Annotated in this window: 11 protein-coding genes and 1 other RNA gene; 9 read left to right on the forward strand and 3 right to left on the reverse strand. The window is 58.1% G+C overall.

Translation table 11 applies throughout. The annotated features are described in order from the left end of the window. The first annotated feature begins 167 nt into the window (after positions 1-167). Both D9N14_RS11045 and D9N14_RS11050 read left to right on the forward strand, forming a co-directional pair. Entirely contained in the window at positions 168-2,621 is a 2,454-nt protein-coding gene (locus D9N14_RS11045; protein WP_290579558.1) for a response regulator, read from the forward strand. After that, positions 2,618-3,184: a DUF1285 domain-containing protein gene (locus D9N14_RS11050; protein ID WP_290579560.1), complete on the forward strand. Its 567-nt coding sequence runs from the start codon at positions 2,618-2,620 to the stop codon at positions 3,182-3,184. The genes D9N14_RS11045 and D9N14_RS11050 overlap by 4 nt, the downstream gene beginning before the upstream one ends. Before the next feature lie 81 nt (positions 3,185-3,265). On the opposite strand, the gene D9N14_RS11055 is transcribed toward D9N14_RS11050, so the two are convergent. Next, positions 3,266-4,906 carry an electron transfer flavoprotein-ubiquinone oxidoreductase gene (locus D9N14_RS11055; RefSeq protein WP_290579562.1) on the reverse strand — a complete coding sequence of 547 codons (1,641 nt, stop codon included), beginning with the start codon at positions 4,904-4,906 and terminating at the stop codon, positions 3,266-3,268. A gap of 158 nt (positions 4,907-5,064) precedes the next feature. Continuing rightward, entirely contained in the window at positions 5,065-6,798 is a 1,734-nt protein-coding gene (locus D9N14_RS11060) for an alpha/beta fold hydrolase (protein WP_290579563.1), read from the reverse strand. 166 nt (positions 6,799-6,964) lie between these two features. Between D9N14_RS11060 and D9N14_RS11065 the strand changes: the two genes are divergently transcribed. The 6 genes from D9N14_RS11065 to D9N14_RS11090 all read left to right on the forward strand — a co-directional run bounded on the left by D9N14_RS11065 (position 6,965) and on the right by D9N14_RS11090 (position 16,766). Further along, entirely contained in the window at positions 6,965-8,626 is a 1,662-nt protein-coding gene (locus D9N14_RS11065; RefSeq protein WP_290579565.1) for an OmpP1/FadL family transporter, read from the forward strand. A 236-nt stretch (positions 8,627-8,862) separates the two neighbouring features. Next, positions 8,863-10,881 carry an FAD-dependent oxidoreductase gene (locus tag D9N14_RS11070; RefSeq protein WP_290579567.1) on the forward strand — a complete coding sequence of 673 codons (2,019 nt, stop codon included), beginning with the start codon at positions 8,863-8,865 and terminating at the stop codon, positions 10,879-10,881. 52 nt (positions 10,882-10,933) lie between these two features. After that, positions 10,934-12,319: a cytochrome c3 family protein gene (locus D9N14_RS11075; protein WP_290579569.1), complete on the forward strand. Its 1,386-nt coding sequence runs from the start codon at positions 10,934-10,936 to the stop codon at positions 12,317-12,319. 3 nt (positions 12,320-12,322) lie between these two features. Then, on the forward strand, positions 12,323-12,904 hold the full coding sequence (locus D9N14_RS11080; protein ID WP_290579571.1) for a DUF3365 domain-containing protein: 582 nt from the start codon (positions 12,323-12,325) through the stop codon (positions 12,902-12,904). A gap of 166 nt (positions 12,905-13,070) precedes the next feature. After that, entirely contained in the window at positions 13,071-14,753 is a 1,683-nt protein-coding gene (locus D9N14_RS11085; protein ID WP_290579573.1) for a glutamine--tRNA ligase/YqeY domain fusion protein, read from the forward strand. A gap of 156 nt (positions 14,754-14,909) precedes the next feature. After that, on the forward strand, positions 14,910-16,766 hold the full coding sequence (locus D9N14_RS11090) for a hypothetical protein (RefSeq protein WP_290579575.1): 1,857 nt from the start codon (positions 14,910-14,912) through the stop codon (positions 16,764-16,766). 24 nt (positions 16,767-16,790) lie between these two features. On the opposite strand, the gene D9N14_RS11095 is transcribed toward D9N14_RS11090, so the two are convergent. Further along, a complete protein-coding gene (locus D9N14_RS11095) occupies positions 16,791-17,249 on the reverse strand; it encodes a hypothetical protein (RefSeq protein ID WP_290579577.1) in 459 nt (152 codons plus the stop codon). Positions 17,250-17,382: 133 nt separating this feature from the next. On the opposite strand from D9N14_RS11095, the gene ffs reads away from it, so the two are divergent. Beyond that, positions 17,383-17,479, forward strand: an RNA gene (ffs, locus tag D9N14_RS11100) — signal recognition particle sRNA small type. The last annotated feature ends 9 nt before the right edge of the window (positions 17,480-17,488 follow it).

Raw genomic sequence — 17,488 nt, forward strand, 5'->3', positions numbered from 1 at the left:
AGATACTTTTTTACAGATGTTGTTTTACATCGACAGAGATGCAGCTGTTCTACAGCGTGTCCAGTAACACTAAGCCTGCAGTAAAACCATAATTTCAAGCGACCAATTTGGGTGTCAGGGATGTACTCAGCGTTTTTCATCTTCGCCGCTTGGGCGGGGGATTGCATGTGAAGCAGGTGTTCGATCGATTATCGGTGGCCAACAAGCTGGTGCTGATCAATCTGGTGGTCGTCATGTCTGCATTGAGCTCGGCATTGTTGTTTTTTATTTTTTCCGAGCGCGCCGAGCATCGCAATCTTTTCATCGACGACCTGCGTGAACACAGTCAATTCCTGGCCCGGGTTCTTGCTCCGACGCTGGATGCGAATAATGCGGACCAGGCCCAAACCATACTCAATGCCAGCGCCCTGAACCAGGGCATCATCGAGGTCATCCTGTTCGATCAGCAGCGCCGCGTGCTGGCGTATTTCAATCGGCAGCAACGGCCCCTTGAGGAAACTGAGTACGCCTACCTGTACGGCGGTCGCCTGCAGTGGCCGGAGGATAGCACCAGCTCCGTGGTGTTTTCCCGTCAGGGCGTGTTTTTGTTTGTGCGTATTCCCTACGGGGAGAACCTGCAGGGTGGCTTGTTCGTACATTCCTCACTGGAGGGCATGAATGCCGGCGACGGGCAGGGCACCTGGATATTTGCCAGCGTGTTTCTGTGCGCGCTGCTGATTTCCCTGTTGATCATCCGCCGCATGATTGTGCTGATTACCGAGCCCATACAGAAGGTTCTCAATGCTGTCAAAACTGTGGGGGACGAGGGCAACTACACCGTTCGGGTAGAGGGCAGTGCGCACGATGAGCTGGGTGAGCTGGCGGAGGCCTTTAATGACATGTTGCAGGCCATCGGGGAGCGGGACGCGGAGCTCAGCAAACAGCATCTGAAGCTGGAGGCCGAAGTCCAGGAGCGTACCCACGAACTGCGCATTACCAATGAGAACCTCGAGAAAACCGTAAAAGCCCTGCAGCAGGCCAACCGGGCCATTCGCATCTCGGAAGAGAACAAGCGCATCGCCGAAGCCAGTGCCCGTTCCAAGGCTCATTTCCTGGCCAATATGAGTCACGAGCTGCGAACACCCATGAATGGTGTGTTGGGTATGCTGTCGTTGTTGCAGGACACCGAACTGAATGAGGAGCAGCGCGAGTACCTGGGCGTGGCTTATGATTCTGGTCATGTGTTGCTGGAACTGATCAACAACGTGCTGGATCTGTCCAAAATCGAGCAGGGTAAATTGGTGCTGGAGTCGATCCCTTTCGACTTGCGCAGGAGCCTGGAGGAAGTCTTCACCATTGTGGCGGAATCCGCCCAGGGCAAAGGCTTGGAACTGGCCTTGGACTGGACCCCATCCACCCCCACCCAGGTCATCGGCGATCCGGTTCGGTTCAAGCAATTGATGTTGAACCTGGTGGGCAACGCCATCAAGTTTACCCAGAGCGGCCATGTGCTGGTGACCTTCCGCCTGGTGGGGGATTTCGGTGCGCGCAAGCGTTATCGCTTTGAGGTCTGCGATACCGGGGTGGGCATCAAGGATGAGGTGGCCGAGGTGATCTTCGAAAAGTTTTCCCAGGCAGACCCATCCACTACCCGCGAATACGGCGGTACGGGTTTGGGCCTGGCCCTGTGCAAACAACTGACCCGTTTGATGGAAGGCCAGATCGGGGTGCACAGCGAATTTGGCAGCGGCAGCACCTTCTGGTTTGAAGTGTATTTTCAAGGGCAGGAGGAAGCCAGTGAGAGCAAGCGCTGGATCGAGCCGGAGTCTGCCCGTTTTCTGCTGTTGGAACCCAGTCGGGCGGCGCAATCCAGTTTTGCCTCCTACCTGGGGGCCATGGGGGCCAAAACCGACGCGGTTGCCGATACGGAAAGTTTTGTCGGCCGACTGGAATCCCGGGAGCGGGATTATCATGGTGTGATCCTGAGCCTGAATGCCGGGGTCGAAGTGGTGCGCCCCATGCTCACGGCCAAGCTGCTGAGCCAGCGCTTTGGCAACGGGCAGATCCTGGTGTGTGGCACCACGCACCAGCGCCATTTGCTGACGGCAGAGGAGCGCCTGCAGCACACCTTTGTGGTGAAGCCCCTGCGCTATGACCGGTTGCTGGCCGCATTGGATGATGCCGTTGGGGAGAAAATAAGCCGGGATACGGTCGAACTCAGTGAAGGCAAGGTGATTGCGCTACAGAATCGGCGCCTGCTGGTGGTGGAGGATAACCCGGTGAATCAGCAGGTGGCCCGCGGCCGTCTGGAACGGCTGGGGTTTGATGTGCATGTGGCGGAGAACGGCGCTGCGGCCCTGGAAATGCTCAATCGCGAGCACTATGACCTGATCTTTATGGACTGCCAGATGCCGGTGCTGGACGGCTATCAGGCCACCCGTCGCATTCGGGAAAATGAACAGCGCTCCCGCGGGCGCCATATTCCCATAGTGGCCATGACCGCTCATGCCCTGGCCGGTGACCGGGAGGAATGTATTCGTGCTGGTATGGACGATTATGTTTCCAAGCCCTTCCGGACAGAGGAATTGAAATCCATACTCGCGCGATGGTTGAACCGACAACACCCAACAGGAATCTCATGAAAGATAAATTGAATCTGAATGATTTGGCCGGAAAGGTGAATGTGCCCGGTCAGGGAGAACGCAAACTGCCGCCACTGGAGCAGTGGAATCCACCGTTCAGCGGCGATCTGGATATGCGGATTCAACGGGACGGCCGCTGGTTCTACCTGGGCTCCGAGATCAAGCGGCAGGCTCTGGTGAATCTGTTTGCCACCATTTTGTTGCGGGAAGGCGATGAATACTTCCTGGTGACGCCGGTGGAAAAGTACCGCATCCAGGTTGAGGACGCTCCGTTTGTGGCGGTATTGGTGGAAACCCTGGACGGTGCCGAGGGCCCGGCCCTGCAATTTGAAACCAATGTGGGCGACAAGGTGATTGCCGGCCCGCAGCATCCGATTCGGGTGGAGGTGGACGCCGAGAGCGGTGAACCTTCGCCCTATATTCTGGTGCGCAAGAATCTGGAAGCGCTGATTTCCCGCAATGTGTTTTACCAGCTGGTGGATCAGGCGGAGGTAAAGGAGGGTACCAGTAACGAGCTGTTCATCACCAGTGCCGGAGAGCACTATAGTCTGGGGCGTTTTTAGGCGGAAACAATCAGCAAACACCCTCGGCACAAACCAAAAGAGCAGGCTACAAGCCTGCTCTTTTGGTTGCGGGTTTACCCATTACATATTGGGGTAATTGGGGCCGCCGGTACCTTCGGGAACCACCCAGGTGATGTTCTGGCTTGGGTCCTTGATATCACAGGTTTTGCAGTGTACGCAGTTCTGGGCGTTGATCTGGAAACGCTTGCTGCCGTCTTCGTTGTCCATCACTTCGTAAACACCCGCCGGGCAATAACGTTGCGCCGGCTCGGCCCATTTCTCCAGGTTCACCTTGATGGGAATGTCCGCATCAGCCAGTTTCAGGTGACAGGGCTGGTCTTCTTCATGGTTGGTGTTCGACAGGAACACGGAACCCAGCTTGTCGAAGCTCAGTTTGCCATCCGGCTTGGGGTAGTTGATGGGGGAGAAGTTGGCCGCTGGTTTGATGCACGCGTAATCGGGGGTGGTGTCGTGCAGGTTCACCGGCAGTTTGCCGTTGAAAATGTTCTGGTCGATAAAGTTGAACGCAGCCCCGATGAAGGTGCCGAACTTGTGCATTGCGGCACCGAAATTACGGCTGCGGAACAGCTCATCGTAGACCCAGGAGCTTTCGAACTTGGTGGTGAAGCCCGTGAGTTCGGCCGGTGCGTTCTCTTGCGCCAGGCCTTCTGCGATGGCTTCGGCTGCCAGCATACCGCTCTTCATGGCGGTGTGGGTGCCTTTGATCTTGCTGAAGTTCAGGGTGCCAGCATCGCAACCGATCAGCAGGCCGCCGGGGAAGGTCATTTTGGGCAGCGAGTGCAGACCACCCTTGATCACCGCACGGGCTCCGTAGGAAACGCGCTTGCCGCCTTCCAGGGTGTCGGCGAACAGCGGATGATGCTTCATGCGCTGGAATTCGTCGAACGGGCTCAGGTAGGGATTGTCGTAATTCAGGTCAGTGATCAGACCCACCACCACCTGGTTGTTTTCGGTGTGGTACAGGAAAAATCCGCCGGTGGCGCCGTTCTCAGCCAAGGGCCAGCCAGCACCGTGTACCACCAGACCTTCCTGGTGTTTGGCGGGATCGATGTCCCACAGTTCCTTGATGCCGATACCGTAGTGTTGCGGATCTTTGCCGGCATCCAGGTTGAATTTCTTGATCAGTTCTTTGCCCAGGTGGCCGCGGCAACCTTCCGAAAAGATGGTGTACTTGGCGTGCAGTTCAAAGCCGGGCTGGTAGCTGGCTTTCTGCTCGCCGGAGTGGGATACGCCCATGTCACCGGTGGCCACACCTTTAACGCGGCCGTCTTCATGGAACAGCACTTCGGCGGCGGCAAAACCGGGGTAGATCTCTACGCCCAGGCCTTCCGCCTGTTCGCCCAGCCAGCGGCACACGTTACCCAGGCTGACGATGTAGTTGCCGTCATTGTGCATGGGTTTGGGAATGCCGAAGTGAGGAACCTTGGAGGCTTTGGTGTCGCTGGTGAGGAAGTACACCTCGTCACCTTTGACGGGAACATTGAGAGGCGCGCCCAGTTCTTTCCAGTTGGGGAACAGCTCATCCATGGCACGGGGCTCGATGACGGCACCGGACAGGATATGGGCACCCACCTCGGAACCTTTCTCAACCACACACACGGTGATTTCTTCGTTGAGCTGTTTCAGTTTGCATGCAGTCGACAGTCCGGCGGGACCCGCACCAACGATGACTACATCATATTCCATCGATTCACGTTCCATAGCGTGTCTCCTCTGGCAAGCCTATGGATAAACAGGAAGGGCGGCCTAAATCTGGCCCAAACTTAGGATGGCCCCAAGCAAATGTGGGGGGCGCCCGCTAATTCAAACGGGCGTATTATAGGAGAGAAGCAGAACAAAACCAACGCATTGCACATAAATCAATGTTTCATTTGGTTGCGGGAACTAATGAGCTTCGGATTCTTTTGCTGCAGCGGGAGCTGTATCAACCCTTCCACGGTGGCTTCCATCAACCATCCCGTATGGCTGAACCGGTATTGGTTGTGATAGCCGAACAGCCAGCTGCCCACCACGTCGCCCGCCTCCAGGTGGGTGCTGATGGCCATCAGTTCGACGTTGTGGTCGCCCACCCCGCGCAAGGGGGTCACCTGATCGCTGATGAGTTCGTAGTAACGGCCCCTGGCCCGCTTCACTGCAATGCCGAGAAAAACCATCGGGTCAGGTTCCGGTGAGGCCAGGTGCCCTTGAAACAGGGGAATGCCCACCAGGTCCGTTTCGGATTTGGCCACATACAGCGGGGTGAACGCTGGCCGCAGGGTGCCGTCACCGCCGTGCCCATCCAGCTGCGGGTTGCGGGCGCGTGGGGTAAACCAGCCGAAGAAGCGTTCCACGGGCCAGAGGGGGGATTCGAAGAAACCGGTGAAGCCGGAATGAATCCGGGTTGGGGCAATGCTGAAGGACGGCCCGCCTCGAGGGAAATGCTCCAGCACGATGCCGCGGTCGTAGTCCTGGGTCAGGCACAGTGCGGGAATGTGGGCTGCCGCTTCCGGCCGATCCCTGAGTTTGGCGTCCAGCCAGCTCACCACCATGGGCACCAGTTCCAGAGTGTGTTCCCCGCAATGCACCTCGGCTTCCACCTCATACCCGGGGGTGGGAAACGACCATTGGGTAAACGGCAGCAGGTGTCCGCCCTGGGTGCCGATCAGGCGTACATCACGGCCGCTCTGGCGCAGGCATTCCAGATTGCCGAGGGCCTCATTCAGGGGGAAAGCCACATCCCGGAAGCCCTGTATCAACAGTGTGTCCGCCTGGACCTGCCGGTAATCGTTGCAATAGGTTTTGGGCGAGCGGGCTTGCAGGTAGGCCTCAATTTCCGGCCCAAGTTTGCCGTCCCTGGCCTGCCAATAGGAGTTATTGATGATGGGGTCCATGGAACCGGGGTTCAGGGTGTTGCTGACCAGCAACAAGGTGGATAACCAGCCGCTCTTAGGTACCTGATTCGGGGCCAGGCTGCCGGGGAAGTCAAACCAGGTGGTGATGGGGATCATGGCGTCGATTCTGGGTTCCACCCGGGCGGCCAACAACATGGCCCCGCCGCTGTAGCTCTCGCCGATGGTGGCGACCCTGGGGTCATGGCCCTGGTCGCGGCTGATGCGCACCAGGTTTTCCAGGGACCAGTCGATCACCGTGCTCAGGTCACGGACCTCATGCTGCGGTGACATCAGGCGGTTGGTGCCTTCACTGTCGCCGTGGCCCCGTTGATCGTAACTCACCACCCAGTAACCGGCACGCCAGGCCGCCAGGGCCGCCTCACCGCTGAACACCATTTGGCCGTACACGCTGATGGGTGCGGACATGCGAAACACCCCAAAACCGTGACTGTGCAGGACCATAGGCGCGCTTTGCCCGGGCTTCAGCGTGGGTTGGAACACGGTGGCCCGCAGGGATTGGCCGTCATGGGTGGTGATGGCGACGTCATAATAGTCCGCCGCGATAGCGCCATTGGCGTGCAATTCTGCCGGGCCGGTGGTGGGGATGGTACTGCAGCCCGCCAGCCCGAAGGCGGCCCAGCAGAGTGCGGCCAGGAACCTGTGTGTTGGAAGCGATATCCGGATCAGCCGGACGGCGCGGTCGGTTGGGCGTTGGGTTGCCATTGAGTTCGTTCCTGCGCGAAGTGTTGTAATTGTTTTCGTTTGGGGTGCTGCCTTGTTCGAGTGGACACAAAATAAACTAAAAACCGGTTGAGTAGAAGTCAAAAACGAAAATATAATGTTCGAAAATAAACTAAACGAATATTTTTGCTTTCGGATGTTTTGATCCATGCTCCCAATCGCTCCTCCCATTGCACTGCAGCTCAGTGCTGCAGTGCTGTTCTGTTTGCTGCCGCTTACCGGCTATTCCCAGTTGGCGCAGAACATATTCATTGGCAATCCCAAGGCCCTGGCCCTGGGCAATGCGGTGACAGCGGATCCGCCCGGTATTGATGCCATCCATTTCAACCCCGCCGGGCTGGCCCTGCTCAGGGGGCGTCAGTACGAGCTCAAGGGCATTGCCGGGGATCTCGCTCTGGAGGCGGAATTCACCCCCGGGTCGCAACTGCAGTCGGCGTTTGCGCAGTTTCCGCAGGTGTTGGCCGATCCGGTGGTCAATGGTCAGACCAGTGAGGTGGACGGTACCTCGGTGATGCTGCCGTTTTTGGGGCTGACGGAGATACCGGCGCTGGTGGCCGCCCTGGGGGGTGCCAGTTACGAAGTGGAAGATAAGGAGATGGTGTTGGCCACCGGGGTATTTGCGCCCATGCTGTTGGGCCTGAACCGGGCGCCGGACGATCCGGGTATCTATTCCGGCGAGGAGGTGGGCATCACCCGCCTGACCTATTTCTCCCCCGCGGTGGGCTACCGTTTCAGTGACAGGCTGTACGTCGGCGCAGCATTGAATTTTTCCTATGTAGGGGTGGGGTTGAATTTCGATATGCGATTACCGAATTTCACCTTCGGCGCCTTTGATACCCTGCAACAGGGTGGCTGTTTTGCCGACGATGGCAGCATTATCCATAACCCACTCAACGACATTATTTGCCCTCAGAATCTGTCTGACCCATCCCGGCTATCTCCCTTTCAGGCGATGGCGCACATCGAATCCGAGTTTGAGCGACCGCTGTCCACCACGTTTAATGTGGGCCTGCTGTGGGAGGTGGCGCCCTGGCTCAATCTGGGCATGGTGTACATGAGCGGTGCCCGTGACCGCATCGACGGTGACGTACGCATTGAGTATTCCCCCGGGGTGCAGGGGTTTGTGAACAACCTGGCGCAGAATCCCACGGTCGTGGGCATGCTGGCGCGGGGCATCGGGGTGAATGAAATCTCGGTGGATGAAACGCCCGCCAGCCTGGTGCTGGAGTACCCGCAACACGTTTCCGTTGGGGCCTCGATCCGGGTTACCCCGCGCCTTAAAGCCAATATCGATCTTAAATGGACCGATACGGCGGTGTGGGATGCCTGGAATATTGAGTTCGAGCAGCCGGCGCAGTTTCTGGGGGTGCTGGGTGCCATCGTCGACCTGATGGATCAGGGCACCACCGGCGGCGCCATCGGGGCGGATGGTTTGCTGCTGCCGCGGGGGTATGAAAGTGTGTGGACCTGGGCCATCGGCTTTGAGTACCAGTACACCCGGCGCCTGGCCTTGCGGGTTGGTTATGAGCCCCGGGGGGATTCCATTCCCGATGATAAACGGGATCTTTTCATTCCCATCGGGGACACCACGCTCTATTCCACCGGCTTTTCCTACCATTGGTCGCAGGACACCTACATTGAAGGCGCTTTGGGGTACCTCCATTCCGAGCAACGCATTCCCGCCGATAGCAGCACCAACGCCACGTCCACGGCCATCGATAACTTCATCTACAACCCTTATGCCGGCTACGACATGAAGACGGAGCTCTCCGTGATGGTGGCTGAAATCAGCATCCGCTCCACCTTCTGAAAGCACAGATGGCACCTTACCGGTGCCTTTGCGCTTTTTCATGAATCATATTCGGTCGTGATGTGGCGGGAAGGATTTTCGCCATCTTTTATTTTTGAACTGTTTTGGTGAATTGCTTGGTGCATGCTGCGTCCATTAGGTGCGTTTTGTGGTTCTGCGCTGATAAATAGCGCGTTTTCTACATTTGGCACAGCTCTTGTAGTGATGACTCCAGCAAACAGTGATAGCGAGTTGTCATGGCCGAGCCTCAATTGAAAACGCCCTGGGTGGAAGCGTCTGCAGAGACATCCGAAGTAACGCCCGGGTCGGAACATCGTAAGATTCTGGTCATCATCGGCAGTGGCCCGGTGGGGGTGCAGTTCGCCCACGAGTTGATTAACCGGGGCTACCCTGGTGTGATCAAGTTGTTCGGTGATGAGCCCTGGCGGCCGTACAATCGTATACAGCTTTCTTCTCTGGTGGCGGGGGAGGTCCGTTACAACGACATCCTGTTCCCGGAAATCCGCGACGACCGCGACCACTTCCACTTTCTGAACCGGCGTGTGCTGCAGATTGATGCAGGAAAGCGCTCCCTGCAGGACGACAGAGGCGTCACCCACCGGTTCGATCATCTGGTATTTGCCACCGGTTCCAATCCCTGGATTCCCAACGTGCGCGGAATCGATCTGCCGGGGGTGTATGTTTTTCGTGATTTGAATGATGCCCAGCAATTGATGGCACGCAGTGTTCGCACCCGTCGCACCGTGGTGGTGGGCGGTGGCCTGCTGGGGGTGGAAGCCGCCCGAGCCATGCAGCGCAACAACACCCAGGTGGTGCTGGTGCATCAGAGCAATCGCCTGATGAACCGGCAGCTGGATGTGGAAGGCGGAGCCATCCTCAAGCGCACGCTGGAAGGTTATGGCATTGAGGTGTACCTGAATTCCGGTGTGCGCAATCTGGTGGGTGAGCGCAGTGTCCAGGCGGTGGAGTTGCGCAATGGGCAAAAACTCGAATGTGACACCGTGATCTTCGCCACCGGTATTCAACCGAATGTGGAGTTGGCCCGCAGTGCCGGGGTCAGGGTCGGTCGCGGCATCCAGGTGGACGATCACCTGAGTACCAATCTGGAAAACGTGTTTGCGGTGGGGGAATGTGCTGAGCACCGGGGCGAAATTTATGGCCTGCTGGCCCCCGGCCTGGAACAGGCGGCCATCCTGGCAGATCGCCTGTGCGACGGGGGCGCCAGTTATCAGGGGTCCATCGCCGCCACCCAACTGAAGATTCTGGACCTGCCGATTTTTACCATCGGTTGGATCAGCGATGAATACGAAAATCAGATCGACCAGACGCTTACTTACCACAATGACAACGGCGACTATCGCAAGCTGTTTCTGAAGCGCAACCGGCTCAAAGGCTTTGTGGCCGTTGGCCGTTGTGATGAGCGCAGTCGCCTGCAGCAGGCAGTGGTGAATGAGCAACGGATCTACCCATGGCAGATCGGTCGTTTCAAAAACGAAGGGCGGATCTGGCCCCAGGAAGACACTGAGCATGTGCGGGAGTGGCCGGCGTCGGCCATTGTGTGCAACTGTCGGGCGGTGGATAAAGGCACCCTGGTGGATGCGCAGATGCAGGGCTGCGCCACGGTGGAAGCGCTGGCCCAGTGCACGGGGGCGTCCACCGTGTGTGGTTCCTGCAAACCGTTATTGGCGGATCTGGCGGGCACGCCTTTTGAGCCGGAACCGGTGGTGGCCTCGGGTAAACCCCTGATCGCGGTGGTGGCGTTGAGCCTGCTGTTGGTGGTGGCCCATTTTCTGTTACCGGCCCCGGTGTATTCCGACAGTTTTCAAACGGCCTCCTGGCAAGAGATGTTCTGGACGGATTCCCTGCTGAAACAGATCAGTGGTTTCACCCTGCTGGGCATCAGCGTGGCAGGGATTTTTATTTCCCTGCGCAAGCGCATCAGAAAATTTACCCTGGGGGGCTTTCCCTGGTGGCGTTTTATTCACACGGTGCTTGGCGTGCTGGCCCTGGTGATTCTCTATTTGCATACCGGGTTTTCGCTCGGTGACAACATCAATCAATACCTGATGGTGGACTTTCTGCTGTTGGCGTTGGTGGGGGCCTTTGCCGGCCTGGTCATCGGTGGCGAGCGCTACACCAAGATGGGCTACACCGGCAAGCAACTGCGACAGTGGTTCACCCATGCGCACATCATTCTGTTCTGGCCTTTACCGGTGCTGTTGGGCTTTCACGTACTGAGCGTGTATTTCTTTTGATGGGGTTTGTGGGGCTTGTGATGGGGCTGTTGAAGGTGCGTTGGGGGGAGTGGTGAAAAAGGTAACCCTGTTTTATTCCCTGCTGACCGTTGCCGTGGTGGCGCTGGCGGGTATTTGGGCCAACGAGCTCTTCTTGGAGCCGGAAAAGCAAACCTTTTTGGTGGGGGAAACCTCCCATGGGCATCATCAGATCGAATTGGCCTGTGGCACCTGCCACCAGTCGCCGTTCGGTGGCGGTGAAGTATTGCAGGATGCCTGTATGGGCTGCCACGCCAAAGAACTGAAAGCGGCCCACGACTCGCACCCCAAGTCCAAGTTTACCGACCCCCGCAACGCGGATCGGCTGGAGCAGATCGACGCCCGTTATTGTGTCGCCTGCCATCGTGAGCACCAGCCGGATATCACCCGCGACATGGGGGTGACCCTGGCAACGGATTTCTGTGTGGCCTGCCATCTGGATATCGCAGAGGACCGGCCGTCCCATGAGGGTATGGGCTTTGACACCTGTGCATCAGCCGGGTGTCACAATTTTCACGATAACCGGGCTTTGTATGAAGACTTCCTGCTGCAGCATGTGGATGAACCCGACATGGCGGCCACGCCGGTGATTGCGGCCATGCAAGCCTATGTCAATGCCCAGCAACCAGCACCTAAACAGGCACCGGCACCGGATTATCCGGAAGCCTCTTTCCAGGTGACGGAAATCGAAAAGCAATGGTTGCACAGCGCCCATGCCACCGAAGACAGCAATTGCTCTGCCTGTCACGGGGAAGGTGAACAATTCAAGGCGCAACCGGATGCGCTGGTGTGCGTGGATTGCCATCAGCCCCAGGCGGCCGGTTTCCTGATTGGCAAACACGGTATGCGTTTGGCGGTGAAGCGGGAGGCGGCGGAGTCCTACCCGCTGAATCCATCCCTCAAGGCATTGATGCAGCCGGACGCGAGACTGCTGACGCCGATGACACCGGCCCAGGGGCGACTGCCATTCAAGGCGGATGTGCACGGGGAGTCGTTAACCTGTAACAGCTGTCACGGAGCGCATGAGTATTCGTTGGGCACCAGTGCCTCGGTGGATGCCTGCATGGGCTGTCATGACGATGGTCACACCAATCAGTACAAGGCATCGCCCCATTATGCGCAGGTGCTGCGCGAGGCGGCCGGCGAAGTGCCTGCTGGCAGTGGCGTGACCTGCGCTACCTGCCATATGCCCAAGGTGGAAAGTGAGGAGGAACCCGGCGTGTTCCACACCTTGCATAACCAGAACGATAACCTGCGACCGAACGAGAAGATGGTTCGATCGGTCTGCCTGGACTGTCACGGGTTGCAGTTCGCGTTGGATTCCCTGGCGGATCCGGCGCTGATCGACAACAACTTCCAGGGGCGGTCCAAAGTTTCCATAGAGTCCATACAAATGGCAATTGAGAGAGTGAAGGAGTGATCCATGAAAGCAACTAAACTGTGGGGTTCGTTAGCGTTGGCGGGTGCGGTGGCATTGACTGCGGGATGTGGAGGAGAAGAGAAGGCGGCCGGGGTGGACCCCCAGATTATGGCCGATTCCCTGTTCGCGGTAATGGCGTCTGACCGGGCCAATTACACCAAACTGATCATCAAGCGCCTGGGCGGCGAAGCCGGTTTCATCAAGCCCGATGAGCACTGGGAAGATCTGGATAATGGCGCTCCGCTGCCAGCCCAGATGTTCCGCTTTGGTGCTGAAGCGGTGGCTGAGCGTACCGATGCGTTTACCTACTCGCTGCAGTCCCTGTGGCCCATCAACAAACAGAATGCCCCCCGTACCGACGTGGAGAAAACTGGTCTGCAGTACATTGTCGATAACCCCGGCAAGAACTACTACGGCGAGGAAGAGTTGGGTGGCGTGAAATACTACACTGCGGTCTATCCGGACGTGGCCGTGGCCACACCCTGTGTGGACTGCCACAACAAGCACAAAGACTCCCCCCGCACTGACTTCAAAATCGGTGACACCATGGGTGGCGTCGTAGTGCGTATTCCCATTAAGGGGTAATCAGGCAAGGGCTAATCAGGCAAGGGCTGATCGGGCAAGGCCTGGTTAGCCCTTTTCATCCTCATGTAAGCCATGTTGGGTTGTGCTCACGAATCCCCTATACTACGCGGCAGACGTGTAGCCGCCGGCCCTGAGCCGGCGTATCCAATGGGATTAATGAGACCTTATGAGCAAAACCGAGCCAGTAAAACCCGCCCATTTTATCCGCCAGATCATCAGCAAGGACCTGGAAGCCGGCAAGAACGGCGGCCGGGTAGCCACCCGCTTTCCTCCGGAGCCCAACGGCTATCTGCACGTGGGCCATGCCAAGTCAATCTGCTTGAACTTCTCCATGGGGGAGGAGTTTGGCGGCACCTGTAACCTGCGTTTTGATGACACTAACCCGGAGAAGGAAAGCCAGGAATACATTGAGGCCATTAAAAAAGACGTGACCTGGCTGGGCTTCCAGTGGAATGGGGAGGTACGCTACGCCTCGGATTATTTTGACCAGCTGTACCAGTTTGCGGTGGAGCTGATCAAACAGGAGAAAGCCTATGTGGATGAGTCCACCCCTGAGCAGATCCGGGCCATGCGCGGCTCACTGACTGAGCCGGGCCAGGACAGCCCCTTTCGCAGCCGCAGCGTGGAAGAGAACCTGCAGCAGTTTGAACGCATGCGCAGTGGCGAATTTGCCGACGGCACGGCGGTGTTGCGGGCCAAAATCGACATGGCGTCCCCCAATATCAACATGCGGGATCCGGTGATCTACCGGGTGCGCCGTGCCCACCACCACCAGACCGGTGACAAGTGGTGCATCTATCCCATGTACGACTACACCCATTGTCTGTCGGACGCCCTGGAGGAGATTACCCACTCCCTCTGTACCCTGGAATTTGAAGATCACCGCCCCCTCTACGATTGGGTGCTGGATCAACTGGATGTGCCCTGTCATCCGCAACAGATCGAGTTTTCCCGGCTGAACCTGAATTACACGGTCACCAGCAAGCGCAAGCTCAAGCAGCTGGTGGACGAAGGTCATGTCAGTGGCTGGGACGACCCCCGCATGCCCACCATTGCCGGCATGCGACGGCGCGGGTATACCCCGGCCTCCATCCGCAATTTCTGCGAGATGATCGGCGTCACCAAGAGTGAAGGGGTGGTGGACGTGAGCATGCTGGAGTTCGCCATTCGCGACGACCTGGACAAGCACGCGCCACGGGCCATGTGTGTCATGGACCCGATCAAGGTGGTGATTGAAAACTGGACCGCCGCAGAAGAGCAATCCCTGATGGTGGCGTCCCACCCCAAGGACGAGTCCCTGGGCGAGCGTGAAATCTTCTTCGGCAAAGAACTCTATATCGACCGCAGCGATTTTGAGGAAGAGCCACCCAAGGGCTTCAAGCGCCTGATCCCGGGGGGCGAAGTGCGTCTGCGCGGCGCCTATGTGATCCGCTGTGATGAGGTGATCAAGAACGGGCAGGGCGAGGTGGTTGAGTTGCGTTGCAGCTACGATGACCAGACCCTGGGCCGCAACCCGGAAGGGCGTAAGGTAAAAGGGGTGATTCACTGGGTATCCGCCGCCAGGGCATTGCCCGTGGAGGTGCGCCTGTATGACCGCCTCTTCACCCATGAAAGCCCGGACGCCACCAAAGATGGCACCGGCTTCCTGGACCACATCAACCCCGATTCGCTGACGGTGAAGAGTGGTGCCTATGCGGAGCCCTCCCTGGCCACCGCCTCCCCGGATCTGCCCTATCAGTTTGAACGGGAGGGGTATTTCGTGCTCGACAGCGCGGACAGCACAGCAGATAAACTGGTGTTCAACCGCACCGTTACGCTGCGGGACACCTGGGGCAAAACCAACTCCTGATCCCGCTGTACCCGCCAGCCACCAGCAAACCGCTTGCCTTCGGGTGAGCGGTTTTTTTATGCCTGAAGATGACCGGAATACACAATCCAAGCCTGTGGCAACTGCGCTATAAATCCAAAAACCCATAACAAGAACAAACTGCACAGGAGAACAAGGATGAAACTGCCTAAGTGCTGGCGATTCAGCGCCGGTCTGGTCCTGCTGGTGACGGGCTGTTACAGCCCCGACGGGCCGATTCCGGAAGCCAAACACGACAAAGTTCAACCATTGTGGAGCGATGAACAGGTGGCGGCGGTGGTATCGGTCACCTATGAATCGGTGCCTGCTATCCATGAGATTGACGACCCCCTGTTGCCTGAGCCGTGCCGGGATGTGAACTTCCTGCGCTTCAAACCCAGGGACTCAGCCGATGCGGCGTCTGCTGATGCGGCGGTTCTGCTGGTGCCGGGCATATTGGAAGGGGCCAATGGGTTTGAGTACATCGGCCGGCAACTGGTGTATATGGCAAAGACCCAGCGTGATCAGAACCTGGAAATCTGGGCCCTGGACCGGCGCGCCAACTGCCTGGAAGACCTCACCGGCATGCAGGCAGCGGAGCAGGCCGCTACCACCCAGGAGGCGGAAGACCTGATCCTGGGGTACTACTATTTCGACCAGCCCATTGATGGCAAAACCTTCCAGGGTTTTCTCAAGGGGCGCGATATGCCGTTCCTGCTGAACTTCGGTATGCAGCAGTCCACCGAGGATATGTACGCAGTGATCCGCGCCATGATTCCGGACCCGGCGGTCAGTCGCCGTAAGGTCTTTGTGGGTGGACATTCCCTGGGTGGGGCGCACACCTCCATGTTCCTGGCCTGGGATCTGGATGGCGATCCGGCAACCACGGACGACCAGGGTGCCAACCTGGTGGCCGGGGCCATTGGCTTTGATACCACCATCGGCTCGGTGGCGGACGCCGTGGGCGCCTCTTCCGCCAGTGTGTCGGTGATGGATGCCCAGGGCGCGCTGGCACAGGCCACGGCCGAAGCCAACGCCGAAGGGGATACGGACCCTGACGCCGGTTATCGCCGCCTGTTGCGCTGGATCGAAACCGGCGTGTTGCCCAAGAACATCAATATTCCGTTGGTGTTCAGCGCCGAGGCCATTGCGCTGCCGGAAGCCGTGGGCATCCTGGCGGCCAAGGGCCCGGATGAGGAAAGCCAGGTGCTGGACCGCTTGCCGAAATCACCGGTGTTGAAAAACCTGTTCCGCTTCTTCCATACCCGGGATGCCAACAACTATGCCTGGGGTCCGTTTATTGAGGATTTCCGTTATACCAACGAGGCCCAGGTGGGGCTGATGTTCGACGACCACTTTTCCATCCTGAGCTTTTTGCAGATCAGCCTGGGCCACCTGCACGGTGGCGCGGTGGTGCCGAAATCCCCGTTCTTCAACCTGATGCGCAGTATCCCCATCCTGGGGGATCTGGTGAACGCGGTGTCGGGGCCCAAACAACAACACATTGCCGCGGACGCAGGCCCGGATCGCCGCAGCCTGGGGCAGGGGCCGCTGTACAGCTGGGCGGATATGGATGAAATCGGATCTGAGGCTGATGCCAGCTATACGGACCAGGAAGGCCGCTATGAATACACCCGCCTGAGCGAGGAAATGGTGCGTATGGAGGACTTTGTACGGGCCCTTTACATCGGCGAAACCAATTTAACGGAGTGGTATTTCCCGGTGCGCATCGTGGTGGACATTGATGCCGCCAGCCAGTCCTATGCACCTCAATACGGTATTAATACTTACTTCAAGCAGGCCTATAAACAGGTACCTACTTTGTTGCTGATGGCCAAAGGCGGCGGGCTTTCGTTCCCCATGCCCGATGAGCCGGATCGCTTGCTGGAGGTGGTGCAGTTGGAAGGTCAGTCCCATCTGGACCCGATGTTTGCCACGGTGAACCTGCCGACCTTGCATCAGAATCAGGTGGCCAATCGAATCCTGGACTTTGTGGAGACCCATGTGGCCGATTGATGTCGGCCACAGAGGTAAAGCAGATCAGCGACGCTCGATGGTGCGTAGAGCGGCTCCGGACCCGCGCAGGCTTTCCTTCAACTGGGTGCCGTCCGGCAGGCTGATGATCAGCTGGCTGCCTTTCTTGAGACCATCCCAATGGCGGCGGTCGATCTCTACCGTCACCAGATTCCGGTCATCGTGGATGTGGCCCTGGGCGGTGCGATAGTACTTGTCCACCTCCACACCCACGTCGATGAAAGGAAAGTTGGGCGATTTGCGGTGTTTATGCAGCTCCGGTAGCTGATCTGCCTGCACTGGAATGTTGATCTTGCCCCAGACCGCCTCGTTGGCTCGTTCAATCTGATAGACCTGCAGTTTGTAAAGCGGCGTGATGGCCATCAGGGTGCCGTCGAGGGTTTCGTTGGTCCAGTTACCGGAAGCCTGTACCAGCGTGCTGGTCACCAATAGCAGCAGGGCCATCAAGGTTGGTCGAGTCAGCATTTTCACAGGGGTATCCTCCGCTTCGGGTTTTCCTAATTCTAGCGTATCCGCTGCAAAATACTGTTACTTCAAATGCTTGCCTTGAAATGGGTCACGAAATAAGGAATAATCGCCCACCTTGCAATGGTGGCTCTATTGGTCCCCTCGCAACGATAACCTGTGAACCCCGCCAGGCCCGGAAGGGAGCAACGGTAGCAGGCGACTCGTGTGCCGGGGTGTGGCTGATAGAGTCGCCTCCA

It is taken from the genome of Ketobacter sp. (assembly GCF_003671495.1).
Classification (GTDB): domain Bacteria; phylum Pseudomonadota; class Gammaproteobacteria; order Pseudomonadales; family Ketobacteraceae; genus Ketobacter.